This window comes from Streptomyces coeruleorubidus (assembly GCF_028885415.1).
GTDB lineage: Bacteria > Actinomycetota > Actinomycetes > Streptomycetales > Streptomycetaceae > Streptomyces > Streptomyces coeruleorubidus_A.
Genome location: NZ_CP118527.1, coordinates 6,601,820 through 6,627,033 on the forward strand (window position 1 = coordinate 6,601,820; position 25,214 = coordinate 6,627,033).

Consider the following 25,214-nt stretch of genomic DNA (forward strand, 5'->3'; position numbering starts at 1 on the left):
GGAATCGGGAGCTCTGGAGAAGGGGCGCCGCAAAAGCAATGAGCCCCGGGCCATCAAGTGGCCCGGGGCTAAAGCTCGTTGCTGCTTAACTCAAGCGCATCGGGGGAACTGCGCGCTGCGGCTCGGGGGCGGGAGATGCGTACTCGCTGTACGCGCCGCCAAGCTCAGGCTGTCAGCAGGGGTGGGTTGTCAGGCGGAGGCCTGACGGGCCCGGTTGCGGGCGGCACGGCGCTTCATGGCGCGGCGCTCGTCCTCGCTGAGACCACCCCAGACGCCGGAGTCCTGGCCGGACTCGAGCGCCCACTGCAGACACTGCTCGATCACCGGGCAGCGACGGCAGACGGCCTTGGCTTCCTCGATCTGCAGCAGCGCAGGACCGGTGTTGCCGATGGGGAAGAAGAGCTCGGGGTCTTCCTCGCGGCAAACGGCGTTGTGACGCCAGTCCATGGCTGCTACCTCTCCTTGGTATTACATGCAGGGCTTGCTTGTGAATGTGAACGCTTTCACGAATCCCTCAACAAGTGAAGGGCCGACCGCCAGGTTCCCTGGCGTGGGTCCTGTGAGTTGAAGAGGGGTTCTGGTGATCAGTGGAGGCCGATGTTGCGGGCCGTCCCGATCGCCACGTAGAGACTCGCAAACCTCAGCGGCGGATACAACCCCTTCTGGAAAGTTTTTTTTGATTCTTCGGTGTCGACTAGGTCACAGCCGTACTTCCATGGGGTGGACCCTGGCCTAAACGTTCGAGTGAAAGGACTTTAGCCAGTTCTGCTCACACAATCACACGCAGTGCACGGCGTACGCCTGTGAACGTCACGCTTGTTCGCAGCCCCAGGTGGTCACCGTCCATCTGGAGGGGGAGCGGCACCTTCGAATGCAAGGTGAACTCGGTCAAATCGTGCAGAGAGGTCGCGTGCTTGCCCTGGGGCCCGCGCTCGGGGGACGAAGTGAGCAACTGGGTGCCATACCGGGCAACCGCCGCCATGGAGAGCCGGCTGAGACCGAAGAGATCGAGTCCGGTATCGAACGAGGCCTTAGGCGCCGCGTAGATCGGGCGATTCCCCAGAAACGTCCACGGGGAGGTGTTCGAAACTATGGACAGCACCAGATCGGTGACCGGATCCTCGCCGGCCCGCTCCAGCGTGATCGTCCCGTGCCGGCGGTTCGACTCGCCGAGGAGCTGGCGCACGACCTGGCGTACGTAAAGAGCGTGTGTGGATTTCCGGCCGCGCTCGCGGTGCTGCTCCACCCGGCCGACCACACCGGCGTCGAAGCCGAGCCCCGCGTTGAAGGTGAACCAGCGCGAGGGCACCGCCTCGTCCTCCGTGCCCGGCGTGCCGGCGCTCAGACCCAGGCCGACGGTCCGTTCGCTGCCGTCGCGCAGGGCGTCCAGCAGGGCGCCGGTGGCTTCCACCGCGTCGTTGGGCAGGCCCAGGGCGCGGGCGAAGACATTGGTGGAGCCGCCCGGAACCACGGCGAGGCCGGGGAGGTGTCCCGGATCGGGGCCGGCGTGCAGGAGGCCGTTGACCACCTCGTTGACCGTGCCGTCGCCGCCGAGGGCCACCACCAGGTCGATGTCGTCGCTCTCCGCCGCGTGCCGGCCCAGGTCGCGCGCGTGGCCGCGGTACTCGGTGGTGACCGCCTCCAGCTTCATCTCGCTGGCGAGCGCGTGGATCAGTACGTCACGCGTGCGCGCACTTGTGGTGGTTGCCGCCGGATTGACCACGAGAAGTGCACGCATGACTGGCAGCGTACCTACTGGGTGGTACCGGGCCCAGGCCGAGGTAGGGATCAGGTAAGAGAGCGGGGGTGAACCTCGCCACGAGGGGCGCGTAGACGAGGGCTACTCTTCAGGGGTGAGCAGTGAGCAGACCCCCACCACCCCGGACAACACCGGCCCCCGTCCGCGGCGGTTGACGTACGCCGCGCTGCTGGCCGCACTGGAAGGGCTCGCGCTGGTCGTCGGCGGCGTCTGGATTCTCGTCCTCGGCCTCACGGGCGAGCCGGACGACCGGCAGCAGGCCGTGACCGGGGGCGTCACGCTCGTCGTGCTCGCGCTGCTGCCGCTGTTCGCCGCGCGCGGGCTGCTCGGCCGTCGCAGCTGGAGCCGCGGCCCGGCCGTCATCACCCAGCTCATGGCGCTGCCGGTGGCCTACAACCTGCTCCAGGCCGACAGCATGGCCATTCCGGCCGGGATCGCCCTCGCGGTCGTGGCCGTCGCGGCGCTCGTGCTGCTCGTGAACCCCGAGACGACCCGGGCCCTCGGGATCCGCGGGCCCGGCAACGTACAGAAGTAGCCGTCACTCCTCGACGAGGAGCTTCTCCCGGAGCTGCGCCAGTGTGCGCGCCAGCAGCCGCGAGACGTGCATCTGCGAGATGCCGACCTCCTGCGCGATCTGCGACTGGGTCATGTTGCCGAAGAAGCGCAGCAGCAGGATCCGCTTCTCGCGCGGCGGGAGGTCCTCCAGCAGCGGCTTGAGGGACTCCCGGTACTCCACGCCCTCCAGCGCCTCGTCCTCCGCGCCGAGGGTGTCCGCGACCGCCGGGGACTCGTCGTCGGTGTCGGGGACGTCCAGGGACAGCGTGGAGTACGCGTTGGCGGACTCCAGGCCCTCCAGGACCTCCTCCTCCGAGATCGCCAGCTTCTCGGCGAGCTCGTGGACCGTGGGGGAGCGGCCGTGCAGCTGCGAGAGCTCGGCCGTGGCCGTGGTCAGCGAGAGGCGCAGCTCCTGGAGCCGGCGCGGGACGCGCACCGCCCAGCCCTTGTCGCGGAAGTGCCGCTTGATCTCACCGACGACCGTCGGGGTCGCGTACGTGGAGAACTCCACCCCGCGGTCCGGGTCGAAGCGGTCGACCGACTTGATCAGCCCGATCGTGGCGACCTGGGTGAGGTCGTCGAGCGGCTCGCCGCGGTTGCGGAAGCGCCGCGCGAGATGCTCCACGAGCGGCAGATGCATGCGGACCAGCTGGTTGCGCAGCTCCGCGTACTCGGGGCTGCCGCTGTTCAGGGTGCGCAGTTTGAGGAACATCTCGCGCGCCCCGCTGCGGTCCGGGGAGCCGTGCTGCGCGCCCTGTGTGTGGTGTGCGCGCGGCGCTTCGTCCTCGGACTGTCGCTCGTGCTCGCTCATCGTCCCGCCCGTCGCCCTTCCCCGAGCCCTCGCCTCCTCCGCCACTCCCGACTGCGCGCGAGTGGGGGGACCCCCCTGGGCAGGAGATGCTGCGATCCCTCCGCCGGGAGGCGCGCTCCGCACGGCACCGTCCTGGTCCGGCCGCCCGCCGCCCGGGAGGGCGGCCCCCGCGGAGTCGTCCTCGGGATGCGGGCGGGCCTGCTCGGGGATGCCGTCGATGCCGTCCGCCATGCGCCGGGTGCCGCCGGGCGCCGTGCCCGCGTCTGTGCCCGTGCCCTCGGCCGGCAGCTCTCGTGTGCCGCGCTCTTCGTCCCGCACCGGCCCGTCCTCGTTCCTCACGCCGGCCCGGGTCCCGCGCCGCGCTGTTTGTAGAGGCTGATCGAAACGGTTTTGTCCTTGTCCACGGCGGAGGAGACCTTGCCCGCCAGAGCGGACAGGACAGTCCAGGCGAAGGTGTCCCGCGAGGGGGCATGACCATCCGTGGTCGGCGCCGAGACGGTGACCTCGAGTGAGTCGTCGACGAGGCGGAAGACACAGCTGAGGACGGAGCCGGGCACGGCCTGCTGAAGCAGGATCGCGCAGGCCTCGTCCACCGCGATGCGCAGGTCCTCGATCTCGTCGAGGGTGAAGTCCAAACGGGCCGCGAGGCCGGCCGTGGCCGTACGCAGCACCGACAGGTAGGCACCCGCGGCCGGCAGCCGGACTTCCACGAAGTCCTGCGTCGCGGGCTCGCCTGCGATCTGGGACACCCTCACCTCCATGGTGGTACAAGTGTTTCAGGGCCGAGGGTCGCCCCCCGGGGTAACGCGATACATGGTTCAGCGGTGACGCTACCGCGCTCTCAACGGTCCTGTCTCCGGGACCCCAACCCCTTGCCGTCACTCACAGTAAACCTCTGTATACGCTCCGTGTCTAGAGGTTCTGCGGACCCAAATGGGAAGAGCGTGCGCCGGGTTGACGTACCCAGACGTCAGACGGTCGAACCGTCCCACGCCGGGGTCCTGTCGAGTCACACCAGGACATGATCGACGAAGCACCAGCGCCACGTCTCCCCGGGCTCATGGGTCCGCATCACGGGATGCCCGGACTCCTTGTGGTGCTCCGCCGCGTGCCGCCCCGGCGAGGAGTCACAGCAGCCGACGTGACCGCAGCTCAGGCACAGCCGCAGTTGCACCGGATCCATGCCCTCCGCCAGACACTCCGGACACGTCTCGCTGAGCGGAACGGGGTCGGGGTGCGGCAGCGCCTCGGCGTGCGTGCACTGTTTCATGATTGCCAGGTTACGACGGTCGCGCGGAAGACCGCGTCGAAAAAGAGGGCGGGGCGGGAACGATGGACGTGATGCCACTGTTGTTGCTGGTGGCGGGCAGCGCCGCGATCGCCGCGGTGGCCAGGCGCACACCCGTGCCGGCGCCGCTGCTGCTGGTGGCGGTCGGGCTGGCGGTCAGTTCCGTCCCCGGGGTGCCGGACTACACCCTCGACCCGCACGTCGTGCTGCCGCTCATCCTGCCCCCGCTGCTGCACACGGCAGCCACCGACAGCTCGTACCTCGACCTGCGGGCGCAGCTGCGGCCGGTCGCGCTGCTGTCCGTCGGGTACGTGCTGTTCGCGACCTTCGTCGTCGGCTGGGCCCTGTACCTGATCGTGCCGGACCTGCCGCTGACCGCGGCCCTGGTCTTCGGCGCGGTGGTGGCGCCGCCGGACGCGGTCGCGGCGACGGCCGTGGCCCGCCGGGTGGGGCTGCCGTCGCGGATCACCACGATCCTCCAGGGCGAGTCCCTGCTGAACGACGCCACCGCGATCACCGCCTACCGGGTGGCCCTGGCCGCCGCCGTCGGCGAGGGCGCGACCTGGGCCGGGGGCATCGGCGAGTTCCTGCTCGCGGCGGTCGGCGGCGTCGTGGTCGGCCTCGTGCTGATGGCGCCGATCCACTGGCTGCGCACGCACGTGAAGGAGGCGCTGTTCCAGAACACGCTCTCCCTGCTGACCCCGTTCGTCGCGTACGCCGTCGCCGAGCAGGTGCACGCCTCCGGTGTCATCGCGGTGGTGGTCGTCGCGCTCTACCTGGGACACCGCGCGTGGCAGGTCGACTTCGCCACGCGTCTGCAGGAGGAGGCGGTGTGGAAGATGGTCGCCTTCGTCCTGGAGTCGGCGGTGTTCGCGCTGATCGGACTCCAGTTGCCGGTGGTGCTGAGGGGCCTCGGGCAGTACGAGGGGGTCCTGGCCGCCTGGTACGCGGTCGTCGTCTTCCTGGTGGTCGTCGCGGCCCGGTTCGTGTGGGTGTACCCGGCGACCTTCCTGCCACGGCTGCTGTCGGCCCGGATCCGGGAGCGGGAGGCGAATCCGACCTGGAGGGGGCCGTTCATCGTCGCGTGGGCCGGCATGCGGGGCGTGGTCTCGCTCGCCATCGCCTTCTCGATCCCGCTCACCCTGCACGACGGCGAGGAGCCCTTCCCGCATCGCAACCTCATCCTCTTCCTGACCTTCACGACGGTCATCGGGACGCTGGTCGTGCAGGGTCTGACCCTGCCCCCGCTGATCCGTCTGCTGAAGTTCCCGGGGCGGGACACACAGGCCGAGACACTGGCCGAGGCCAACGCCCAGGCGCAGGCCTCCCGGGCCGCCGAGCGGCGCCTGGACGAACTCCTCGCCGACGAGCGCAACGCACTGCCAGGGCCGCTCGCCGACCGGCTCCGCACCGTCCTGGAGCGCCGCCGCAACGCCGTCTGGGAACGGCTCGGGCAGGCCAACCCGGTCACCGGGGAGTCCGTCGACGACACCTACCGGCGGCTGTCGCGGGAGATGATCAGCGCCGAGCGCGAGGTGTTCGTCAAACTCCGGGACGCCCGGTACATCGACGACGAGATGCTACGGACGCTGCTGCGCAGGCTGGACCTGGAGGAGGCGGCGGCGTTCCGGGAAACGGCGTAGAGGTGGGAGGGGCGGACGGCACGGACGCGCGCTGCCGGGCGTCGGGAGAGGGGAGGCAGACGTCACAGGGAGGAGCGGCAGACGTCACGGGAAGGGGCGCAGACGTCACGGGAAGGGGCGGCCGGTGACCACGGCCGCCACGGTCGTCCCGCGCGGGAAGGCGCCTTCGCCGGCCAGGGTGACGAGCCCGTACAGCAGCTTGGCGACATACAGGCGTTCCACGGGCAGTCCGTGACGGTGCTCGAAGTCCGCGGCGAAGGAGCCGAGCTCGTCGGGCACGCGCGCGTAGCCGCCGAAGTGGAAGCGGTCGTCGAGGTTCCAGGTGCCGCGCGGGCCGCCGAAGGCCTGGTGCTGCAAGGCCCTGACGTCGGCGGCCAGGAAGCCGCCCTTGAGGACCGGGACCCCGAGGGCACGTTGCCCAGGGGTGAGTCCGGCGGCCAGTCCCGCCAGCGTGCCGCCGGTGCCGGAGGCCACGGCGACGACATCGGCCCGGCCGTGCAGTTCGGCGCCGAGCGCCCGGCAGCCGCGTACGGCCTCCGCGTTGCTGCCGCCCTCGGGGACGACGTACGCCTCCTCGGCATCCGCCGCGCGCAGGATCGCGACCAGGGCCCGTGGCTCGGACTTGCGGCGGTACGTCGTCCTGTCGACGAAGTGCAGGCGCATGCCGTCGGCCGTACAGCGGGTCAGCGAGGGGTTGAGGGACCGGTCGGCCAGCTCCTCGCCGCGTACGACGCCGACCGTGGGGACGCCGAGCAGCCGGCCGGCCGCGGCCGTGGCGCGCAGGTGGTTGGAGTAGGCGCCGCCGAACGTGACGACGGTACGGCCGGCCGCCGCCGCGAGGTTCGGTGCCAGCTTGCGCCACTTGTTGCCGATCAGCTCCGGGTGGATCAGGTCGTCCCGCTTCAGCACCAGCCGGACGCCGTGGCGCTCGAACCGGTCGTCCACGACTTCCTGCACCGGCGAGGGCAGCCGGGGACGCAGAGCCGCGAGGCGGGGGGCGTCGGGGGTGTCGGGGCTGGTCACCAGGCCATTGTCACCCGGGGTGGGGGCGGCCTGAAGTGCAGCCCTGACCCGCGCCGGCCGGGCGTGCGCGCCGGGGTCGCCTGGCCGAGCCTGCACCGCGTCAGCCTGCCGTCGCCCCAGGGCCCACGGTGATGCCTCCAGCTGCGCGTCGGGGCCCGCGGGTCGCCGGAGGCCGGTCGTGCAGTTCCCCGCGCCCCTCATGGGGCGCCGCACCAGCCGACGTTCACCAACGCTGTCAGCCTGTGGTCGGTGCAGGTTCGGCGTGCTTGGTCCGGCGGCGGTCGCGTACGAGGGCGATGAGGGACGGGCCGCCCCGCAGGCACCAGAGTGCGATCACCGGGTCGCAGATCGCGCAGCCCAGGGAGGAGGTGTGGGCGAAGGGGATGATCGGGTCGCCCTTGATGTGGTGGACGATGTCCCACGCCGTGTGCAGCAGCCAGCCGATGCCGATCCACGTCCACGACTCCAGGCCGCGGAAGGCGACGTAGGTGAGCAGCGCGGTGAAGGGGAACTCCCAGGCGCCCATACCGCCGCCGCTGAGGTATGCCGCGCCGGCACCGGCGACCATGACCGCGTTCAGGCGCCGCCGGTGCGGTTCGCGGACGAGGGACATCAACAGGGCGTAGAGGATGCCGATGCCGATCGGCGCGATGTACTGCATGGTGGGGCCGTCTCCGGAGTCGGTGGAAGGAACGGATCACCACGCTAGATCCGCTCCCGCACGCTCCCCAGCGGCATTACCGACAGGTTCCAACGGGTTGTCGCCAGCCGCCCGGGGCGCGGCCGCGCAGCCCGCGAACGCCACAAAAGCGGGCCCCCTGCCCAGTCATACGAAGATCCATTCCCGCTCGTTCGTGTAATAGCACCGCGGCGTCGTGTGCGGAAGGCTTGTGCGTGCACATCGATGCCCGAGGCATATGGGCGTCGGTCACAACCGGGAGGGCAGTTTCTCTATGTCGGTAGGCGAAGAGATCCGCACGGAGGAGACCAAGCCGCAGCAGAGTCTCGGCACGGCGGCCGCGCGGAACCTGGCCACCACGACCAAGTCCGTGCCACAGATGCAGGAGATCAGCTCCCGCTGGCTGCTGCGCATGCTGCCCTGGGTCGACATCCAGGGGGGTACGTACCGGGTGAACCGGCGGCTGACGTTCGCCGTCGGCGACGGGCGGATCACGTTCGTGAAGACCGGCGACCGCGTCGAGATCATCCCCGCGGAGCTGGGCGAACTGCCGGCGCTGCGGTCGTACGAGGACCAGGAGGTGTTCTCCGAGATCGCCCGGCGCTGCGAGCAGCGGGAGATCGCCGCGGGCGAGGTGATCGCCTCGTTCGGCAGCCCGTGCGACGAGGTGTACCTGCTGGCGCACGGCAGGGTGGAGAAGATCGGCACGGGCCCGTACGGCGACGACGAGTCCCTCGGAGTCCTCGCCGACGGCGCCTACCTCGGCGACGAGGCCCTGCTGAACGAGGACGCCATCTGGGAGTACACGGCCCGCGCGCTCACCGCGTGCACCGTGCTCGTCCTGGCCCGCCAGGACGTCGAGCAGATCGCGGAGCGCTCGGACTCGCTGCACGAGCATCTCCAGCAGCGCCGCTCGATCCCCGAGCAGCGCTCCAACAAGTACGGCGAGAAGGAGATCGACCTCTCCTCCGGCCACTCCGGCGAGCCGGACATCCCGCACACTTTCGTCGACTACGAGGCCAGGCCCCGTGAGTACGAACTGAGCGTCGCCCAGACCGTCCTGCGCATCCACACACGCGTGGCCGACCTCTACAACCAGCCCATGAACCAGACCGAGCAGCAGATCCGGCTGACGGTCGAGGCGCTGAAGGAGCGCCAGGAGCACGAGCTCGTCAACAACCGGGACTTCGGTCTCCTGCACAACTGCGAGTACGACCAGCGGATCCAGCCGCACGACGGCGTGCCCAGCCCGGACGACCTGGACGAACTGCTCAGCAGGCGCCGCGGTACCAAACTGCTCCTCGCCCACCCGCGCGCGATCGCCGCGATCGGCCGTGAGCTCAACAAGCGAGGGCTCGTCCCCGAGACCATCGACATGGCCGGCAACCGCATCCCCACCTGGCGGGGGGTGCCGATCTTCCCGTGCAACAAGATCCCGGTGACCCGGGAGCGGACGACGTCGATCATCGCCATGCGTACCGGCGAGAGCGACCAGGGCGTCATCGGCCTGCGGGCCTCCGGCATCCCGGACGAGATCGAGCCGAGCCTGTCGGTGCGCTTCATGGGCATCAACGAACAGGCCATCATCAAGTACCTGGTCACGGCCTACTACTCGGCCGCGGTGCTGGTACCGGACGCGCTCGGTGTCCTGGAGAACGTCGAGATCGGCCGCTGGCAGTGACGCTTGCCGTACGCCGGCCGTGTCCGTGCCCGGCAGCGCGGGTACACCCTCGGGGTACGCGCCCAGCGGCAGCGGAAGCGCCACCGTCCGCTCAGTCTCCGAGGCGGTCCCATGGGTGAGTCCCTCACGGAGTCCAGGAGGCAGACGGCGCTGCCCGCCCCCGGCGGGCAGCGCGGTACCGAGCCCGGGCGTGCGGCCGGGGCACCGGAAAGGCGGGGGCCCATCGGGAAACAGCGGGACGGCCGGCCGGGGCCGGTCGAGGGGCACGAGGCGGTCATGCTCCTGGAGCGGGCCCGGGCGGAGGTCGACCCGGTACTGCGGGACGTGCTCGGCTCGCTGCCCGGGCCGATGCGCCGGATCGCGCTCTACCACTTCGGCTGGGAGCAGGCGGACGGCACACCCGCCGAGGGCGGCTCCGGCAAGGCGATCCGGCCCGCGCTCGTCCTCGCCGCGGCGGCCGCCCTCGGCGGACCGAGGGCACGGGCGGCGGCGCTCAGGGCGGCCGCGGCGGTGGAGCTGGTCCACAACTTCACGTTGCTGCACGACGACGTGATGGACCGGGACACCACCCGCCGGCACCGGCCCACCGCGTGGACCGTGTTCGGCGTTCCCGACGCGATCCTCGCCGGGGACGCTCTCCAGGCGCTGGCCATGCGGCTGCTCGCCGAGGACCCGCATCCGGCGGCTCCGGCCGCCACCGCCCGGCTGGCGGACTGCGTGGTCGAACTGTGCGCGGGACAGCACGCGGACACGGCCATGGAGCGGCGCGCCCCCGGCGAGGTCACGCTCGACGAGGTGCTCGCCATGGCGGAGGCCAAGACGGGCGCACTGCTGGGGAGCGCCTGTGCGATCGGCGGGCTGTACGCGGGGGCCGGGGACGCGGACGTGGCGGCGCTGGACGCGTTCGGCCGGGAGGCCGGGCTCGCCTTCCAGCTCATCGACGACGTCATCGGCATATGGGGCGACCCGTGCCGCACCGGCAAGCCCGTCGGCGCGGATCTGGCCGCCCGCAAGAAGTCCCTGCCGGTCGTGGCGGCCTTCGCCTCCGGCACGCCGGCGGCCGCGGAACTCGCCGAACTGTACGCACGACCCAGCGAGAAGGAGGACCTCGACCACATCGCCCTGACCGTGGAGCGGGCGGGCGGCCGTGACTGGGCGCAGAACCAGGCGGCCGACCGGATGGCAGTGGCGATGCAGCAACTGGCACGCGCGGTGCCGGACCCGGAGGCGGCGGGCGGGCTGCTGGCCCTCGCCGAGTTCGTGACACGGCGCAGCAGTTGACGGCCGACGGTGCGGAAATCGGCGGTCGGTAACGGCCGTCGGTGCGGCAACCGGCCGTCGGCGGCACCTGACGGACCTTCGGGTGACCGAAGGGCAGGACCCCGGAGTGCCGGGGCCGTGCGGCTCCTGACTCCGTACGGCCCCGGGCATCCGGCCAGGCGGGTCCCGCACTGCCCCACGGTGTGCGGGGCCTGCCTCCTCCTGCTTACTGCCGGTCATGACAGGCGCTTTGGGCAACTGTTCGATGAAATCCCGCCAAGCTCCTGCCCCACTCACCGGGACGGCTCCCAACCGCCCTACGATCAACGCCCGTCGGGACGAGCGAAGGGGCGGGGCATGGGTGTGGCGATCCGGACGGCCGGCGAGGAAGACCGGGAGCTGGTCGTCCGGCTGCTGGACGAGGCGTTCCAGGACGACCCAGTGAGCGGCTGGGTCTTTCCCGGGGCGGAGGACCGTCGAGCCAAGCACCCCGGGCTCATGGCCGCCTTCACCGGCATCGTGCTCGAGGCCGGGCGCATCGACCTCACCGAGGACGGTTCGGCCTGTGCGCTGTGGCTGTCCATGCCGGCCGACGACCATGACGGCGACGCCGAGGACGAGGGCCCGGCCCAGGTGCGTGAGGCCGTCGACCCGGACAACGAACGCATCGAGGCGATCGGCCGGCTGACCGCCGACATCCATCCCTCCGGGCGGGCCCACGAGTACCTGTGGATGATCGCCGTGACCCCCGGCCGGCAGGGCGAGGGCCTCGGCACGGCGCTCATCGAGTCGGTCCTCGACCGCTGCGACCGCGAGGGGCTGCCCGCGTACCTGGAGGCGAGCAGCGCCCGCAGTCGCAAGCTGTACGAGCGCCTCGGCTTCGAGCTCACCGGCCCGGTGCTCGACCTCCCGGAGGACGGCCCGACCATGTGGCCGATGTGGCGCGAGCCCCGCACCGCCGAGGCCGCGTCCTGACCTTCTCGGCCCAGACCCGGCCCTGACCGGGCGCCTGACTCTGTCTGGCCGTCCGGCTGGCTTCGGCGGATTCCCGCATCGGCAATGCCGCACCCTGATCCTCTTCGCCCGTGCCTGGCTCGACCGAGCGCGCTGGCTTTGTCCGGCCCTGCGGTCGGCCTCGGGGGAGCGCCGTATCGGCAAGGCCGCGTCTTGACGCTCTCCAGCCGTGCCCGGCCCGGCCGGCCCCTTGGCTGGTTTGGCCGTCCGGCTGGCCTCGGGGGAGCGCCGTATCGGCAAGGCCGCGTCTTGACCTCTCCGCCCGTGCCCGGCGCGACGGGCCCCTGGCTCTGCCCGGCCCTCCGGCCGACCTCGGCCTCTGACCCTCCGTCGGCCCGGCTCCAGCCTCTCCGGTCGGCCCGGCTCAAGCCCCTCCGCCCCTCCGGTCAGCCCGCCCCCGGCCGCTCCACGAGCTGCTCCCGGCCAGCCCCGGCCCCTCCGCCCAGCGCTGCCCCTCCTACCCCTCCGGCAGCACCGCCGCCACGATCCGCTCCACCAGGCCGTCCGGCACGCTCACCCCGGGCAGCACGCCCTCCAGGACACCCGGCAGGGTCAGGTGCTCCAGGAGCAGGCCGAGCATGGCCAGGTACAGCACGGCGACGGACTCGTCGCCGCCGGGGAGGCCGGCAGCTCGGTGGAACTCCATGGCCTCCTCCAGGTCGCCGCGCACCGACTTGGTGTAGGAGGCGAGCAGTTCGGGACGCCGGGTGGCCTCCAGGCGCAGCTCCATGAGGGCCAGGTAGCCCGTGCGGTCGCGGGTCGCGCGGGCCATCAGGTCGTACATGAAGGCCGTGACCAGTGAGCGGTCCTTGGGGCGGGTCATCAGCTCGGCGACCACGTCGGGGTCGGGCGCGAGCCGTGCGTGCAGCCGGGTGTCGATCTGGCGCAGCAGGTCGGCACGGCCGGTGAAGTAGTTGGAGGCCGTGCCCACGGGCACGCCGGCCTCCGCGTCCACTGCGCGGAACGTCAGCCCGCGCGCTCCCTCGCGCGCGAGCACCTCGACGCCGGCGTCGACGAGCGCGGCCCGGCGCTCGGGGTTGCTGGCCATGCGGAGTCCCTTCTCCCACTTTCGACGGCTCGCGGTTATTCCCTTGCAACCACTACACCAGGAGTACTACAACTGAAGTCGTTACAGCGGCAGCCTACGAAAAGAGACCGGCTTGCGAAAGCTCACGTACTACATCGCCTGTTCCCTCGACGGCTTCATCGGCGACCCGGGTGGCGACGGATCTGCGATGGTCCGTTTCGCCGACGAGGAGTTCGTCGCCTTCGTCAAGGCGGAATACCCGGAGACCCTGCCCACCCACGTCCGCCGGGCCCTCGGCATCGACGACCTGCCGAACAAGCGGTTCGACACCATCATCCAGGGCCGGGGCAGTTATGACGTCGCCCTGAAGGAAGGCATCACCAGCCCGTATGCCCACCTGCGCGAGTACGTCGCCTCCAGCACCCTGAAGGAGTCGCCCGACCCGAACGTCGAGATCATCGCGGACGATCTGGTCGGAAAGGTCCGCGAACTGAAGGCCGAGGACGGGGAGTTCGGCATCTACCTGTGCGGCGGCTCCAAGATCGCGGGCGAACTGCTCGACGAGATCGACGAGCTCGTGGTCAAGACCTACCCGATGGTGTACGGCGCGGGCATGCCCATGTTCGGCTCCGGGCTCGCGATCTCGGAGTTCACCCTGGAGTCGGTGCGTACGTTCGGCAACGCGCTGGTGCGCACGTACAGCAGGAAGCGCTGACGCTCCGACCGGCCTACCCTGAGGACATGGGCAGCGAAGAACACGTCTGTCCGACCTGCGGACAGCCAGTGGAAACAGTCGTCCGGCGTCACAAGACGCTGGGCGCGTGGGTCCCGCGCTGGGTGCCGGGTCCCTGCCGCAACCCCGAGTGCGCGGCCTATGACGCGGAGGTTGCCGAGGGCGGTCACGCCGGCGAGGGCACCCGGACCGCCGACCAGCCCCGGTCCGCCGAGGGCACCGCCCCACCTGCGACGACCCCGCCCGAAGACGCCCCCGGAGAAACCGTCGTGGAAAAACCCTGAGCTCGTGTCGAGAATCCCGGCCCGGCTCCGACGTCCCGTGTGAGAGCCGCCCGCCAGGGCGGTGAGAGCCGAAGGAGCGGACTGATGAAGTACCTGGTCATGGTGCAGGGCGCGCAGGCGGACTACGAAGCCATGCGCGGCAAGGCGTCGGCGAACTCCCCCGTCTGGAGCGAGGAGGAGCTGCAGGCCATGTTCGCCCACATGGGCGCCATCAACGACGACCTCTCCGAGACGGGCGAACTCGTCGACGCGCAGGGCCTGGCCGAGCCGGCGCAGATCCGGCACGTCACCCTCGGTGACGACGGCAAGGCGGTGATCACCGACGGCCCGTACAGCGAGACCAAGGAGCTGCTGGCCGGCTACTGGGTCCTGGAGTGCGAGAGCCTGGAGCGGGTCACGGAGATCGCCGAGCGCGTCGCCCGGTGTCCCCAGCCGGCCGGCGCCCCCGACTACCCGGTCGTGATCCGTCCGATCATGGACGGCTCCGGGGACATCTGAGGACCGGGCGACACCGACGGACGCGCCGGTGAAGAGCACACCCGAGATCGAGGACCTGCTGCGCCGGAACGCGCCGCAGGTCCTCGGCGCGCTGGTCAGGCGGTACGGACACTTCGACGCCGCCGAGGACGCCGTACAGGAGGCGCTGCTCGCGGCGGCCGGGCAGTGGCCCGGGGAGGGAGTGCCCGGCAATCCGCGCGGCTGGCTGATCAAGGTCGCCTCGCGGCGGCTGACCGACGCCCTGCGCAGCGAGGAGGCGCGGCGGCAGCGCGAGGAGCGGGCGGCGGCGCTCACGCCACGCGACGCCTTCACCGCCCCGCCGCCCGGGGAGCGCGCTCCCCGCGAGGACGACACCCTCTCGCTGCTCTTCCTGTGCTGCCATCCGGACCTGACGCCGCCCGCGCAGATCGCGCTCACGCTGCGCGCCGTCGGCGGTCTGACCACGGCCGAGATCGCCCGCGCGTATCTGGTGCCGGAGTCGACGATGGCGCAGAGGATCAGCCGGGCCAAGCAGAAGGTGCGGGGCGTGCGCTTCGGCCGCCCCGAGCGCTGGGAGCAGCGGCTGCCGTCCGTCCTCCAGACCCTCTACCTGATCTTCAACGAGGGTTATACCGCCACCTCCGGCACCGCCCTCCAGCGCCGCGACCTCGCGGGCGAGGCCGTACGCCTTGCCCGCACGGTCCACCGGCTGCTCCCCGACGACTGCGAGGTGGTCGGCCTGCTCGCGCTGATGCTGCTCACCGACGCCCGCCGCGACGCGCGCAGCGGACCGCACGGCGAACTGATCCCCCTCGACGAGCAGGACCGCGACCGCTGGGACAAGGCCGCGATCGAGGAGGGCGTCGCGCTGGTCACCGGGGCGCTGTCCCGGGGCCGGCCCGGGCCGTACCAACTGCGTGCCGCGATCGCCGCAGTCCATGACGAGGCACCCTCGCCCGAGGCGACGGACTGGGCCGAGATCCTCGGCCTGTACGACGTCCTCGTCCGCCTGGTCCCCGGCCCGGTCGAACGCCTCAACCGCGCGGTAGCCGTCGCCATGGTGCACGGTCCGCACGCCGGCCTGTCCGAACTGGACGCCCTGGCAGATGAGTTGAAGGGCCACCGCCTGGACGCCGTACGAGGACACCTCCTGGAGCGCGCCGGCGATCCCCAAGCCGCCCGTGCCGCCTACGAGTCGGCGGCCGCCCAGACCCTCAGCCTGCCCGAACAGCGCTATCTCCAGGCGCGGGCCGCGCGGTTGAAGGACTAGCGTGTGAGGCATGGACATGGCGGGGGAGCGGCGGCGCCGGGTGTGGCGCCGGGTGGTGATCGTGTGGGCGCTGGTCGTGGCCGTCGCGGGCGGGCTGACGCTGTGGATGCAGGACTCGACGGAGCCGCAGGGGCCGTACGTCTGGGAAAACACCGATCCCGAGGAGACGCCGGACCTGCCGCCCTGCCCGACGCCTGAGGAGGGCGGGGCGGTCCTGTGTGCGTACGCCGAAGTGGATTAGGCGCGCAGTCCGCCCGTCTCCGGATTCCGGGTCGTCAGGCAGTACGTGCCGCCCGCCGGGTCGCGCATCAGTGTCCAGCCCGAGAAGTCGGCCACGAACACAGCCCCGAGCTCCTCGTGCCACGCCCGGGTCGCCGCGACGTCCGCGCAGGCGAGGTCGAGGTGGGCGGAGGCCGGGCGTTCCTCGTCGAGGCGCTGCAGGAGCAGGCGTACCGGCAGGCCGGGCGGCGGCTCGACCACGTGGGACTCAGGGAGTGAACCGGGCCGCGACGTCCAGCCGTCCAGCAGCCCGCTCCAGAAGGCGACTTCGGCGTCGTAGGCAGACGGCGGCACGTCCACGCACACCTGGTCGAGGCGGCTGCCCCGCACCACCTCCGGCCGCGACGATTGCCCGCGCCAAGGGTCCGCGCAGAACAACTGCCCGCCGGGCGACCGCAGCACGACGAGCGACCCGAGGTCGGCCACCACACCCGCGCCGAGCCGCGTCGCCGAGTCGGCGAACTCCCTCACGTCGTCCACACAGAAGTCGAGATGCGCACCGCCGTTGTCCGATCGCACCGCCTGGACCTTCAGGCAGGCGTCGGCGTCGTCCGGGAGCAGCGTGCCGAACTCGGAGTGTTCTCCGCGCAGTTCGGAGAGCCGGGTGTCCGTGACCGCCGTCCAGAAGTCGCATGCGGTGTCGAATACCTCGCGCGGGCGGTCGATGAAGGCGTAGGTCCAGCGGATTCTCATGGTCGTGATCGTAGAGGGGCGACGCCATCGCCACCTGCGTGAACCTTGACCAGCCTTTGCCTCGCCGTTCCCCGCCTATTGGCCTGCACTTGTTTGCATTCAGGAATGGACCACATCACGTTCCTCGTGGCGGTCGTCATCGTGACGGCGCTCGCCTTCGACTTCACCAACGGATTCCACGACACGGCGAACGCGATGGCCACGTCCATCGCCACCGGCGCGCTCGCTCCCCGCACGGCGGTCCTGATCAGCGGTGTCCTCAACGTCGTCGGTGCCTTTCTGTCCACCGAGGTCGCCAAGACCATCTCGGGCGGCATCGTGGACGACACCCTCGTCACCCCGGGGATGATCTTCGCGGGCCTGGTCGGGGCGATCCTGTGGAACCTGCTGACCTGGCTGGTCGGTCTGCCGTCGAGTTCCTCGCACGCCCTGTTCGGTGGGCTGATCGGGGCCGTGTGGGTCGGGGCGGGCAGCCACGGCGTCAACTTCGACAAGGTCGTCGAGAAGGTGCTGGTGCCGGCGGTGGCCTCGCCGGTCGTGGCCGGTGTCGCCGCGCTGCTGGCCACCTACCTCGCCTACCGGCTCACCGACCGCGCCCGCAAGGACTCCGTCACCAAGGGCTTCCGGATCGGCCAGATCGCCTCGGCCTCGCTGGTCTCCCTCGCCCACGGCACGAACGACGCGCAGAAGACCATGGGCGTCATCACCCTCACCCTGATCTCGGCCGGTGCGCTCGGCCACGACGCCGGACCGCCCCTGTGGGTGATCGCGTCCGCGGGCCTCGCCATCGGCCTCGGCACGTACCTCGGCGGCTGGCGCATCATACGCACGATGGGCAAGGGCCTCACCGAGATCCAGTCGCCGCAGGGCTTCGCCGCCGAAACCGCCTCCACCACCGTCATCCTGACCTCCGCGCACCTCGGCTTCGCCCTGTCCACCACCCAGGTCGCCTCGGGCAGCATCCTCGGCGCGGGGCTCGGCCGCAGGCTCGCGGAGGTCCGCTGGGGCGTGGCGGGCCGCATGGCGGTCGCGTGGCTGATCACGCTGCCCGCCGCCGCACTGGTCGGCGGCCTGGCCGCGAGCGTGGTCCAGAGCGGCGGCGACCTCGGTACGGCGGTCGTCGCCCTGGTCGGCGCGGCCCTCGCCGCGGGCATCGTGGTCGTCTCGCGCCGCAACCCGGTGGACGCGCACAACGTCAACGACGCGCAGGAAGTCACCATCCGCAGCGAGCCGCCCGCCAAGGTCGGCACGGCCGCCTGAACCACGGGGAGTCGACATGCATCTGGACTGGACCGCACTCGGCCAGGTCACCGCGGTGAGCATCGGCGTCACCGTCGCCGTGGTCGTCGTCTTCGCCCTCGGCGTCCTCGGCCTCGCCCAACTGGAAGGCGCCCGCGAACAGCAGGGCCGCACCTTTGCCCTCGGCCTCACCCAGGCGGCGCTGTGCTTCCTCGCCTGCGCGGCCGTGGTGGCGTACGGGATCTTCCTGATCGTCCCGCAGTTCCACTGACCGGCACCGGCCGTCACTCACGACGAAGGGGCCCGGCCGGTGCTCCCGGCCGGGCCCCATCGTCTGCCCGTGATTTCAGGCCTTCTTGGTCTCCCAGAAGATCTTGTCGATCTGGGCGATGTAGTCCAGCGCCTTCTGGCCGGTCGCCGGGTCGGTCGAACCCTTGGCCGCCGAGAGGGCCTTGAGGGCGTCGTTGACCAGCTGGTGCAGCTCGGGGTACTTCTCGAAGTGCGGCGGCTTGAAGTAGTCGCTCCACAGCACGGACACGTGGTGCTTCGCGAGCTCCGCGCGCTGCTCCTTGATGGTGGTGGCACGCGCCTGGAAGTGCGGGTCGTCGTTGCCGGCCATCTTCTCCTGGATGGCCTTCACCGACTCCGCCTCGATGCGGGCCTGGGCAGGGTCGTACACACCGCAGGGAAGGTCACAGTGTGCGCTGACCTTGACCTTGGGGGCAAACAGGCGGGAAAGCATGGAGCATTCCTTCCTCGTGATCGTCTTCTCACAGGGGACATTACTCCGTGAGGGACGGCTTTTCGCGAGTGCCCCCATGGGCTTAGGACAAAAGTCCGGGGTGAGACTGAGACTGGTGGACGAAGAACTGGGGAGGTGCCGGGTGATGCCGGAGCTGTCGCAGGAGTCCGAGCGGGGGAGGTCGGCCGCGCCCTTCGGGGTGGCCGAGGTGACCGGTCCGTCCATGGTGCCCACGCTGTACCACGGGGACCGGCTCCTGGTGCACTACGGGGCCCGGATCAAGCCCGGTGACGTCGTCGTGCTGCGGCACCCCTTCCAGCAGGACCTGCTCGTCGTCAAGCGGATCGCTCAGCGGCGCGAGAACGGCTGGTGGGTGCTCGGGGACAACGCGTACGCCGGCGGCGACAGCACCGACTACGGCGTCGTGCCCGACGAGCTGGTGCTCGGCCGGGTCCGGTTCCGCTACCGGCCGCTCAGGCCCGGCCGCCGCTCGCCGTGGGCGCTGCTCGGCTGGGCGCTGTCGGCCGCCAGGCCCGTCTTCTCGGGCAGGTCGGGCCGGGCCGCCTCCAGGCGCTTGCGGGCGCGGTAGGCCGCCACGTTGGCGCGGGTCGCGCAGCGGTCGGAGCAGTAGCGCCGGGAGCGGTTGGTGGAGGTGTCCAGGTAGGCGTTGCGGCAGGGCGCGGCCTCGCACAGGCCGAGCCGGTCCACGCCGTACTCGGTCAGGTGGAACGCCAGGCCCATCGCCGCGATCGCCGCGTAGCCCGCGGTCGCGTTGGACGGATGGTCCGCCAGGTGCATGTGCCACAGGGGACGGCCGTCGTCGTCGCGGAAGTCGTGCCCGGAGATCTGCGGACTCACCGGGAACTCCAGCAGCAGTGAGTTCAGCAGGTCCACGGCGAGCGTCTCGTCGCCGGTGTCGGCCGCCTCGAAGACCGCGCGCAGCCGGGCCCGCACCGAGCGGAAACGCGTGACGTCCGCGTCGGTGGCGCGGCGGGCCGCCGACTGGTTGACGCCGAACAGATCACGGACCGCCTCGACCGACGTCAGGGTGTCCTTGCCCCGGGCCGGTTCCTCGGTGTTGACGAGGCGCACCGCATAGTCCGAGTAATAGGCCAGTTCCACTTGTAGTCCTTACGGAGGGGCTTTATGGTCGTGAGCGCGCACTCGTAACAGCTGATGGTGCTTCCAGGGTATTACGAGGGAGGGGCTCGATGACGGACGCGGACGCCACCACGGCCACCGCCGACTGGCAGGCCTGGCAGGAGAGCTGGGACCGGCAGCAGGAGTGGTACCTGCCCGACCGCGAGGAACGGTTCCGGATCATGCTCGACATGGTCGAGGCCCTCGTGGGCACCGCCCCGCGCGTGCTCGACCTCGCCTGCGGCACCGGGAGCATCACCGCCCGGCTGCTCGCGCGGTTCCCGGAGGCCACCAGCACCGGTGTCGACCTCGACCCGGCGCTCCTCGCCATCGCCCGGGGCACGTTCGCGGGCGACGAGCGGGTCGGCCTCGTCACGGCCGACCTCAAGGACCCGGACTGGCCGGCGAAGCTGCCGCACGACTCGTACGACGCCGTCCTGACCGCGACGGCCCTGCACTGGCTGCACCGGGAACCCCTCGCGGACCTCTACGGCCAGGTCGCGGGAGTGGTCCGCGACGGCGGTGTCTTCATGAACGCGGACCACATGATCGACGAGACGACGCCCGGGATCAACGCCGCCGAGCGCGCGCAGCGCCACGCCCGCATGGAACAGGCCAGGCAATCCGGCGTCCTCGGCTGGACCGAGTGGTGGCAGCTCGCCGTCAAGGACCCGGTCCTCGCCGAACCCACGGCCCGGCGCTACGAGATCTACGGCGAACACGCGGACGGCGACATGCCGTCGGCGGCGTGGCACGCGCGCGTGCTGCGCGAGAAGGGGTTCGCGGAGGCCAGGCCGGTGTGGTGCTCGCCCTCGGACACCCTGCTGCTCGCCCTGAAGTAGCACGCCGAAGGGGGGCGGTACGGAGTTCCCGTACCGCCCCCTCGCCGTGTGTGAAGTCAGAGCACCTTCGACAGGAACGACTTCGTCCGCTCGTGCTGCGGGTTCGTCAGCACCTCACGCGGGTGGCCGGATTCGACCACCACACCGCCGTCCATGAAGACCAGGCTGTCGCCCACCTCGCGGGCGAAGCCCATCTCATGAGTGACGACGATCATCGTCATGCCGGACTCGGCGAGGTCGCGCATGACGTCCAGGACGTCACCGACCAGCTCCGGGTCGAGCGCCGACGTCGGTTCGTCGAACAGCATCAGCTTTGGGTCCATGGCGAGGGCCCGGGCGATGGCGACGCGCTGCTGCTGGCCGCCGGAGAGCTGCGAGGGGTAGCTGCCCGCCTTGTCGGCCAGGCCCACCCGGTCCAGGAGCTCCAGGGCCCGCTGCCGGGCCTGGCTCCTGCTCACGCCCTTGACCTGGACCGGTGCCTCCATGACGTTCTCCACGGCCGTCATGTGCGGGAACAGGTTGAAGCGCTGGAAGACCATGCCGATGTCGCGGCGCTTGACGGCGACCTCGCTGTCCTTCAGCTCGTAGAGCTTGTCGCCCTTTTGCCGGTAGCCGACCAGATCGCCGTCGACGTACAGACGGCCGGCGTTGATCTTCTCCAGGTGGTTGATGCACCGGAGGAAGGTCGACTTGCCGGAGCCGGAGGGGCCGATGAGGCAGAACACCTCGCCGGACTTCACCTCCAGGTCGATGCCCTTGAGGACCTCTACGGGGCCGAAGGACTTGTGGACGCCCTCGGCCTTGACCATGGCGGTCATGCGGTGCCTCCCGTCGGCTTGGAGCGGCTGGACAGGGACAGCAGGTTCGCCTTGATCTTCTGGAACGGCGTGGCAGGGAGCGAATGGCTCGAACCACGCGCGTAGTACCGCTCGAGGTAGTACTGGCCGATGCTGAAGACCGACGTCATCAGCAGGTACCAGGCCGCCGCCAGGAACAGCATCTCGGCGGGGGCGCCGGAGGTCTGGCCGATGTCCTGGGCCGCGCGGAGCAGCTCGGGATACTGGACGACCGAGACCAGCGAGGTCGTCTTCAGCATGTTGATGACCTCGTTGCCCGTCGGCGGCACGATCACGCGCATCGCCTGCGGGATGACGATCCGCCGCAGCGTCTTGGCGTGGCTCATGCCCAGCGCGTGCGACGCCTCGGTCTGGCCCTCGTCGACCGAGAGCAGACCGGCACGGCAGATCTCCGCCATGTACGCGGCCTCGTTGAGGCCGAGGCCCAGCAGCGCCGTCAGGAACGGGGTCATGAAGTCCGACCACTCGTCCTTGTAGAACGGCCCGAGGTTGATGTACTCGAAGACCAGGCCCAGGTTGAACCAGACGATCAGCTGCACCAGGACCGGGGTGCCGCGGAAGAACCAGATGTAGAACCACGCGATCGACGAGGTCACCGGGTTCTTCGACAGGCGCATCACGGCGAGCAGGACGCCGCCGACGATGCCGATCACCATGGACAGCACGGTCAGCAGGAGCGTTTTGCCCACGCCGTCCAGGATGCGGTCGTCGAAGAAGTAGTCCGGGATCGCGTCCCAGTTGATCTTGCCCTGGGAGAACGCGTAGACGACCCCGACCAGCAGGGCGATGGCGACGACGGCGGAGATGTACCGCCCGTAGTGCCGGACCGGGATGGCCTTGATGGCCTCCGGCCCGGCCGGGGGCGTGTCGCCCGTCGTCTTGTCGATGTCAACAGTCACGGGTGTTGCCTTTCAGTGCCGCTGCGTCGCGGTCACTTGCCGCCGTTGATGGTGGCTTCCTTGATGGCGCCGTCCGTGACGCCCCACTTCTTCATGATCTTCTCGTACTCGCCGTTCGCGATGACGGCGTCCAGCGCGGCCTTGAGGGCGTCCCGCAGCTGCGTCTGGTTCTTGGCGACCGCGATGCCGTACGGAGCGGCCTCGACCTGCTCGCCGACCAGCTGGAAGTCCTTGCCGCCGCCGGACGTCTTCACGGCGTACGCGGCGACCGGGAAGTCGGACGAGCCGGCGTCGGCGCCACCCGCGCGCAGACGGGTCTGGGCCTGCTGGTCGTTGTCGAAGGGCTCGATGGCGATCTTCTTGCCGGCCGGGCACTTCTTCGACTCGGCCTTGGCGAGGTCCTCGGAGACCGTGCCGCGCTGCAGCACGATCTTCTTGCCGCACAGGTCGGACCAGGTCTTGATGCCCTGGTCGTCGCCCTTCTTGGTGTAGATCGAGACACCGGCGGTGAAGTAGTCGACGAAGTCGACGCCCTCACCGACCTTCTTGCCGGTGTCGGAGTCGATGCCCTCCTGGCGGTCCTTGGTGTCGGTCATCGCGGACATGGCGATGTCGTACCGCTTGGAGCGCAGACCCGTGATCAGCGTGTCGAAGGTGCCGTTTTCGAACTGGAAGTCGACTCCGAGCTGCTTGCCCATGGCGGCGGCGAGGTCCGGGTCGATGCCGACCACCTTGCCGGAGCTGTCCTTGAACTCGACCGGGGCGTACGCGATGTCGGAACCGACCTTGATGACGCCCTTGTCGCGGATCGACTTCGGCAGCTTGTCGGCGAGCGGGGCCGCGGCCGTCGCGGTCTCGCCGTCCGAGCCGGTGTCCTTGGTCTGGTCACCGCATCCGGTGAGCATCAGCGCGCCTGCGACCGCGATCGCACCGACCGCTGCTAGCCGGGAGTGCGCGGCGGTCGTACGACGGGTGGAGCTTGCGGTCATGGTGGGTTCCTCCGGCGGATGGGTGGAGTTGCCGATGGGGCGGGCGCTGCCGATGGGTTCGGCAGTGCCGTGCGCTGCCGACGGTGCCGGCAGTGCCGTGGACTGCCGACGGTGCCGGCAGTTCCGTGGGTCGACGAGAACACACGTCTTCGAGTGTCGCGACCTCGTGTGATTACGGCATCTTGCCATTCGGACTGCGGCATTCTGGGCGCCAGCCATGTCAAAATCGGATAACGGGCGACCCCCGAACCGCATCACTCCGGTACATCGCGGCCGGACCTTCTGCGGGAATCACTCCTTCCAGCCGGAAGATCTTCGGTATGTCCCGGGAATCCGATACGGGGTCCGAGGGATTCGCCGACCTTTGAACGGTTGTCGAGGATTTGTCCAGACCTTGTCCCGATATTGGACGAAGAGTCGGGGCGCCCGTGTGTGACCTTCGCGTTATGGACTCGTCGTCGACGCGGTCCGTCCGGTAAGAAGGGTCTTTACACCCCTCATCCGGGGCTCAGGGCGCGTGTGCGGCGCGCCCATCGCGTATGTGCCCGTACGTATCACGTACACAGCACGACCACGGCCGTACGCGGTCCCGCCCACGCCTCACCAGGAGTGGCCACCCTCAGACCAATGAAGATTTAAGGGGTAAAACGAAGTGGCAGCGGAGATCGTCAATCCTCGCAGCGAGAGCACGACGGACCATACGGGTCAAGAGGGCGGTGCGGAGCCCCTCGACTCCTTCGATCCGGCGTTCGCGCTCCACCGCGGCGGCAAGATGGCCGTGCAGGCCACGGTGCCGGTCCGTGACAAGGACGACCTGTCCCTGGCGTACACGCCCGGCGTCGCGAAGGTGTGCAGCGCGATCGCGGAGCAGCCGGAGCTCGTGCACGACTACACGTGGAAGTCGTCGGTCGTGGCCGTCGTGACGGACGGTACGGCCGTGCTGGGGCTCGGTGACATCGGGCCCGAGGCCTCCCTCCCGGTGATGGAGGGCAAGGCGATTCTGTTCAAGCAGTTCGGTGGCGTGGACGCGGTTCCGATCGCGCTGAACTGCACGGACGTCGACGAGATCGTCGAGACGGTGGTGCGGCTCGCGCCGTCGTTCGGCGGGGTCAACCTGGAGGACATCTCGGCGCCGCGGTGCTTCGAGATCGAGCGGAAGCTCCAGGAGCGGCTGGACATTCCCGTCTTCCACGACGACCAGCACGGTACGGCGGTCGTGACGCTGGCGGCCCTGCGGAACGCCGCGCGGCTGAGCAAGCGGGCGCTGGGGGATCTGCGGGCCGTCATCTCCGGCGCGGGTGCGGCGGGTGTCGCCATCGCGAGGATGCTGGTCGAGGCCGGGATCGGGGATGTCGCGGTGGCCGACCGCAAGGGTGTCGTGTCGGCGGACCGGGACGATCTGACGCCGGTGAAGCGGGAGCTGGCCGGGTTCACGAACAAGGCGGGTGTCAGCGGGTCGCTGGAGGCGGCGCTGGCCGGGGCCGATGTGTTCATCGGGGTGTCCGGCGGGACGGTGCCGGAGGACGCGGTGGCGTCGATGGCCGAAGGAGCGTTCGTTTTCGCCATGGCGAACCCGAATCCCGAGGTGCATCCCGAGGTCGCGCACAAGTACGCGGCCGTGGTGGCCACCGGGCGGTCGGACTTCCCGAACCAGATCAACAACGTGCTGGCGTTTCCGGGGATCTTCGCGGGTGCGCTCCAGGTGCGGGCGTCGCGGATCACGGAGGGGATGAAGCTGGCCGCCGCCGAGGCGCTGGCGGGTGTGGTCGGGGACGACCTCGCGGCCGACTACGTCATCCCGTCGCCGTTCGACGAGCGGGTCGCGCCGGCGGTGACGGCCGCGGTGGCCGCGGCTGCGCGGGCTGAGGGTGTGGCTCGGCGCTGACGTTCGCCGGTGTTGTGAGGTGGCCCTGCCCCGTTGGGCGGGGTCACTTTTTTTGCCTTCGGGTGCGGCTGTTCGGGTGGTGTGAGTGCCTGCGGCGGCCTGTGCGGGTGTGGTGGGGGTGCGCGCCTTCGCCTGCGCTGTGGTG

At 70.4% G+C, this 25,214-nt stretch carries 28 protein-coding genes and 1 pseudogene; 15 read left to right on the forward strand and 14 right to left on the reverse strand.

The features are described from left to right. Window positions 1-189: 189 nt before the first annotated feature. Together PV963_RS30805 and PV963_RS30810 are read right to left on the reverse strand one after the other, a co-directional pair. Window positions 190-447 carry a WhiB family transcriptional regulator gene (locus PV963_RS30805; protein WP_003992873.1) on the reverse strand — a complete coding sequence of 86 codons (258 nt, stop codon included), beginning with the start codon at window positions 445-447 and terminating at the stop codon, window positions 190-192. Window positions 448-769: 322 nt separating this feature from the next. Beyond that, a complete protein-coding gene (locus tag PV963_RS30810) occupies window positions 770-1,738 on the reverse strand; it encodes a diacylglycerol/lipid kinase family protein (RefSeq protein ID WP_274819371.1) in 969 nt (322 codons plus the stop codon). Window positions 1,739-1,853: 115 nt separating this feature from the next. On the opposite strand from PV963_RS30810, the gene PV963_RS30815 reads away from it, so the two are divergent. Beyond that, window positions 1,854-2,294 carry a hypothetical protein gene (locus PV963_RS30815; protein ID WP_274819373.1) on the forward strand — a complete coding sequence of 147 codons (441 nt, stop codon included), beginning with the start codon at window positions 1,854-1,856 and terminating at the stop codon, window positions 2,292-2,294. A gap of 3 nt (window positions 2,295-2,297) precedes the next feature. Here PV963_RS30815 and PV963_RS30820 read toward each other — a convergent pair whose 3' ends face one another. The 3 genes from PV963_RS30820 to PV963_RS30830 form a co-directional block, all read right to left on the reverse strand. Further along, window positions 2,298-3,443 (reverse strand): RNA polymerase sigma factor SigF, encoded by a 1,146-nt coding sequence (locus tag PV963_RS30820; protein WP_274819375.1) that lies wholly within the window; start codon window positions 3,441-3,443, stop codon window positions 2,298-2,300. A gap of 17 nt (window positions 3,444-3,460) precedes the next feature. Next, window positions 3,461-3,874 carry a hypothetical protein gene (locus tag PV963_RS30825; RefSeq protein ID WP_003992877.1) on the reverse strand — a complete coding sequence of 138 codons (414 nt, stop codon included), beginning with the start codon at window positions 3,872-3,874 and terminating at the stop codon, window positions 3,461-3,463. Window positions 3,875-4,134: 260 nt separating this feature from the next. Beyond that, a complete protein-coding gene (locus PV963_RS30830) occupies window positions 4,135-4,395 on the reverse strand; it encodes a UBP-type zinc finger domain-containing protein (protein ID WP_274819378.1) in 261 nt (86 codons plus the stop codon). Between the two features lie 62 nt (window positions 4,396-4,457). Here PV963_RS30830 and PV963_RS30835 point away from each other — a divergent pair, with 62 nt between their 5' ends. Beyond that, window positions 4,458-6,056: a Na+/H+ antiporter gene (locus tag PV963_RS30835; protein ID WP_274819380.1), complete on the forward strand. Its 1,599-nt coding sequence runs from the start codon at window positions 4,458-4,460 to the stop codon at window positions 6,054-6,056. A 105-nt stretch (window positions 6,057-6,161) separates the two neighbouring features. Here the strand turns inward: PV963_RS30835 and PV963_RS30840 are convergent, their stop codons facing one another. Beyond that, on the reverse strand, window positions 6,162-7,079 hold the full coding sequence (locus PV963_RS30840) for a 1-aminocyclopropane-1-carboxylate deaminase/D-cysteine desulfhydrase (protein ID WP_274819382.1): 918 nt from the start codon (window positions 7,077-7,079) through the stop codon (window positions 6,162-6,164). A gap of 235 nt (window positions 7,080-7,314) precedes the next feature. Further along, entirely contained in the window at window positions 7,315-7,740 is a 426-nt protein-coding gene (locus PV963_RS30845; protein ID WP_274819384.1) for a DUF6010 family protein, read from the reverse strand. 292 nt (window positions 7,741-8,032) lie between these two features. Here PV963_RS30845 and PV963_RS30850 point away from each other — a divergent pair, with 292 nt between their 5' ends. From PV963_RS30850 to PV963_RS30860, 3 genes are all read left to right on the forward strand, one after another. Continuing rightward, window positions 8,033-9,439: a family 2B encapsulin nanocompartment shell protein gene (locus PV963_RS30850; protein WP_274819385.1), complete on the forward strand. Its 1,407-nt coding sequence runs from the start codon at window positions 8,033-8,035 to the stop codon at window positions 9,437-9,439. A gap of 111 nt (window positions 9,440-9,550) precedes the next feature. After that, the gene (locus PV963_RS30855) at window positions 9,551-10,720 is read left to right on the forward strand and encodes a family 2 encapsulin nanocompartment cargo protein polyprenyl transferase (protein WP_274819386.1); all 1,170 of its coding nucleotides are present in this window, start codon (window positions 9,551-9,553) and stop codon (window positions 10,718-10,720) included. A gap of 336 nt (window positions 10,721-11,056) precedes the next feature. Next, on the forward strand, window positions 11,057-11,674 hold the full coding sequence (locus PV963_RS30860) for a GNAT family N-acetyltransferase (protein ID WP_274819388.1): 618 nt from the start codon (window positions 11,057-11,059) through the stop codon (window positions 11,672-11,674). A gap of 496 nt (window positions 11,675-12,170) precedes the next feature. Here PV963_RS30860 and PV963_RS30865 read toward each other — a convergent pair whose 3' ends face one another. Further along, window positions 12,171-12,761 (reverse strand): TetR/AcrR family transcriptional regulator, encoded by a 591-nt coding sequence (locus tag PV963_RS30865; RefSeq protein ID WP_274819390.1) that lies wholly within the window; start codon window positions 12,759-12,761, stop codon window positions 12,171-12,173. 112 nt (window positions 12,762-12,873) lie between these two features. Between PV963_RS30865 and PV963_RS30870 the strand changes: the two genes are divergently transcribed. The 5 genes from PV963_RS30870 (at window position 12,874) to PV963_RS30890 (ending at window position 15,745) form a co-directional block, all read left to right on the forward strand. Then, complete coding sequence (locus PV963_RS30870) at window positions 12,874-13,455, forward strand: dihydrofolate reductase family protein (RefSeq protein ID WP_274819392.1); 582 nt, start codon at window positions 12,874-12,876, stop codon at window positions 13,453-13,455. Between the two features lie 26 nt (window positions 13,456-13,481). Further along, entirely contained in the window at window positions 13,482-13,757 is a 276-nt protein-coding gene (locus PV963_RS30875; protein ID WP_274819393.1) for a hypothetical protein, read from the forward strand. An 84-nt stretch (window positions 13,758-13,841) separates the two neighbouring features. Then, the gene (locus PV963_RS30880) at window positions 13,842-14,255 is read left to right on the forward strand and encodes a YciI family protein (RefSeq protein ID WP_274819395.1); all 414 of its coding nucleotides are present in this window, start codon (window positions 13,842-13,844) and stop codon (window positions 14,253-14,255) included. Between the two features lie 28 nt (window positions 14,256-14,283). Beyond that, window positions 14,284-15,504, forward strand: coding sequence for an RNA polymerase sigma factor (locus tag PV963_RS30885; RefSeq protein WP_274819396.1), 1,221 nt, complete (start codon window positions 14,284-14,286; stop codon window positions 15,502-15,504). Window positions 15,505-15,514: 10 nt separating this feature from the next. After that, window positions 15,515-15,745 carry a hypothetical protein gene (locus PV963_RS30890; protein WP_274819398.1) on the forward strand — a complete coding sequence of 77 codons (231 nt, stop codon included), beginning with the start codon at window positions 15,515-15,517 and terminating at the stop codon, window positions 15,743-15,745. Here the strand turns inward: PV963_RS30890 and PV963_RS30895 are convergent. Next, window positions 15,742-16,476, reverse strand: coding sequence for a VOC family protein (locus PV963_RS30895; RefSeq protein WP_274819400.1), 735 nt, complete (start codon window positions 16,474-16,476; stop codon window positions 15,742-15,744). The genes PV963_RS30890 and PV963_RS30895 overlap by 4 nt on opposite strands. A gap of 105 nt (window positions 16,477-16,581) precedes the next feature. Between PV963_RS30895 and PV963_RS30900 the strand changes: the two genes are divergently transcribed. Beyond that, the gene (locus tag PV963_RS30900) at window positions 16,582-17,736 is read left to right on the forward strand and encodes an inorganic phosphate transporter (RefSeq protein WP_274819401.1); all 1,155 of its coding nucleotides are present in this window, start codon (window positions 16,582-16,584) and stop codon (window positions 17,734-17,736) included. Window positions 17,737-17,752: 16 nt separating this feature from the next. Next, complete coding sequence (locus tag PV963_RS30905) at window positions 17,753-17,986, forward strand: hypothetical protein (RefSeq protein ID WP_274819403.1); 234 nt, start codon at window positions 17,753-17,755, stop codon at window positions 17,984-17,986. A gap of 75 nt (window positions 17,987-18,061) precedes the next feature. On the opposite strand, the gene sodN is transcribed toward PV963_RS30905, so the two are convergent. Continuing rightward, window positions 18,062-18,457 (reverse strand): superoxide dismutase, Ni, encoded by a 396-nt coding sequence (gene sodN, locus PV963_RS30910; protein WP_059416585.1) that lies wholly within the window; start codon window positions 18,455-18,457, stop codon window positions 18,062-18,064. A 223-nt stretch (window positions 18,458-18,680) separates the two neighbouring features. On the opposite strand from sodN, the pseudogene sodX reads away from it, so the two are divergent. Next, a pseudogene (gene sodX / locus PV963_RS44080) lies at window positions 18,681-18,854 on the forward strand (nickel-type superoxide dismutase maturation protease); the annotation flags it as partial. A 65-nt stretch (window positions 18,855-18,919) separates the two neighbouring features. Here sodX and PV963_RS30920 read toward each other — a convergent pair. Beyond that, a complete protein-coding gene (locus PV963_RS30920) occupies window positions 18,920-19,579 on the reverse strand; it encodes a CGNR zinc finger domain-containing protein (RefSeq protein ID WP_274819406.1) in 660 nt (219 codons plus the stop codon). Between the two features lie 89 nt (window positions 19,580-19,668). Between PV963_RS30920 and PV963_RS30925 the strand changes: the two genes are divergently transcribed. Continuing rightward, window positions 19,669-20,439, forward strand: coding sequence for a class I SAM-dependent methyltransferase (locus tag PV963_RS30925; RefSeq protein WP_274819408.1), 771 nt, complete (start codon window positions 19,669-19,671; stop codon window positions 20,437-20,439). A gap of 56 nt (window positions 20,440-20,495) precedes the next feature. On the opposite strand, the gene PV963_RS30930 is transcribed toward PV963_RS30925, so the two are convergent. Genes PV963_RS30930 through PV963_RS30940 form a run of 3 tightly spaced genes read right to left on the reverse strand, consistent with a single transcriptional unit; the run spans window position 20,496 to window position 23,184 of the window. Next, the gene (locus PV963_RS30930; RefSeq protein WP_274819409.1) at window positions 20,496-21,257 is read right to left on the reverse strand and encodes an amino acid ABC transporter ATP-binding protein; all 762 of its coding nucleotides are present in this window, start codon (window positions 21,255-21,257) and stop codon (window positions 20,496-20,498) included. Continuing rightward, window positions 21,254-22,195, reverse strand: coding sequence for an amino acid ABC transporter permease (locus tag PV963_RS30935; protein WP_274819411.1), 942 nt, complete (start codon window positions 22,193-22,195; stop codon window positions 21,254-21,256). Before PV963_RS30935 ends, PV963_RS30930 begins: the two co-directional genes overlap by 4 nt. 32 nt (window positions 22,196-22,227) lie before the next feature. Next, window positions 22,228-23,184, reverse strand: coding sequence for an ABC transporter substrate-binding protein (locus PV963_RS30940; RefSeq protein WP_274819412.1), 957 nt, complete (start codon window positions 23,182-23,184; stop codon window positions 22,228-22,230). Window positions 23,185-23,836: 652 nt separating this feature from the next. Here PV963_RS30940 and PV963_RS30945 point away from each other — a divergent pair. Beyond that, window positions 23,837-25,069, forward strand: a complete 1,233-nt coding sequence (locus tag PV963_RS30945) for an NAD(P)-dependent malic enzyme (protein ID WP_274819414.1) — start codon at window positions 23,837-23,839, stop codon at window positions 25,067-25,069. The last annotated feature ends 145 nt before the right edge of the window (window positions 25,070-25,214 follow it).

What these genes read in the sequence shown, in the direction of transcription:
- PV963_RS30865 (WP_274819390.1), bottom strand. Translation starts at nt 12,761, where the DNA reads ATGGCCAGCAACCCCGAGCGCCGGGCCGCGCTCGTCGACGCCGGCGTC.
- PV963_RS30925 (WP_274819408.1), top strand. Translation starts at nt 19,669, where the DNA reads ATGACGGACGCGGACGCCACCACGGCCACCGCCGACTGGCAGGCCTGG.
- PV963_RS30880 (WP_274819395.1), top strand. Translation starts at nt 13,842, where the DNA reads ATGAAGTACCTGGTCATGGTGCAGGGCGCGCAGGCGGACTACGAAGCC.
- PV963_RS30890 (WP_274819398.1), top strand. Translation starts at nt 15,515, where the DNA reads ATGGACATGGCGGGGGAGCGGCGGCGCCGGGTGTGGCGCCGGGTGGTG.
- PV963_RS30835 (WP_274819380.1), top strand. Translation starts at nt 4,458, where the DNA reads ATGGACGTGATGCCACTGTTGTTGCTGGTGGCGGGCAGCGCCGCGATC.
- PV963_RS30875 (WP_274819393.1), top strand. Translation starts at nt 13,482, where the DNA reads ATGGGCAGCGAAGAACACGTCTGTCCGACCTGCGGACAGCCAGTGGAA.
- PV963_RS30855 (WP_274819386.1), top strand. Translation starts at nt 9,551, where the DNA reads ATGGGTGAGTCCCTCACGGAGTCCAGGAGGCAGACGGCGCTGCCCGCC.
- PV963_RS30860 (WP_274819388.1), top strand. Translation starts at nt 11,057, where the DNA reads ATGGGTGTGGCGATCCGGACGGCCGGCGAGGAAGACCGGGAGCTGGTC.
- PV963_RS30940 (WP_274819412.1), bottom strand. Translation starts at nt 23,184, where the DNA reads ATGACCGCAAGCTCCACCCGTCGTACGACCGCCGCGCACTCCCGGCTA.
- PV963_RS30895 (WP_274819400.1), bottom strand. Translation starts at nt 16,476, where the DNA reads ATGAGAATCCGCTGGACCTACGCCTTCATCGACCGCCCGCGCGAGGTA.
- PV963_RS30930 (WP_274819409.1), bottom strand. Translation starts at nt 21,257, where the DNA reads ATGACCGCCATGGTCAAGGCCGAGGGCGTCCACAAGTCCTTCGGCCCC.
- PV963_RS30810 (WP_274819371.1), bottom strand. Translation starts at nt 1,738, where the DNA reads ATGCGTGCACTTCTCGTGGTCAATCCGGCGGCAACCACCACAAGTGCG.
- PV963_RS30830 (WP_274819378.1), bottom strand. Translation starts at nt 4,395, where the DNA reads ATGAAACAGTGCACGCACGCCGAGGCGCTGCCGCACCCCGACCCCGTT.
- PV963_RS30850 (WP_274819385.1), top strand. Translation starts at nt 8,033, where the DNA reads ATGTCGGTAGGCGAAGAGATCCGCACGGAGGAGACCAAGCCGCAGCAG.
- PV963_RS30905 (WP_274819403.1), top strand. Translation starts at nt 17,753, where the DNA reads ATGCATCTGGACTGGACCGCACTCGGCCAGGTCACCGCGGTGAGCATC.
- PV963_RS30805 (WP_003992873.1), bottom strand. Translation starts at nt 447, where the DNA reads ATGGACTGGCGTCACAACGCCGTTTGCCGCGAGGAAGACCCCGAGCTC.
- sodN (WP_059416585.1), bottom strand. Translation starts at nt 18,457, where the DNA reads ATGCTTTCCCGCCTGTTTGCCCCCAAGGTCAAGGTCAGCGCACACTGT.
- PV963_RS30845 (WP_274819384.1), bottom strand. Translation starts at nt 7,740, where the DNA reads ATGCAGTACATCGCGCCGATCGGCATCGGCATCCTCTACGCCCTGTTG.
- PV963_RS30900 (WP_274819401.1), top strand. Translation starts at nt 16,582, where the DNA reads ATGGACCACATCACGTTCCTCGTGGCGGTCGTCATCGTGACGGCGCTC.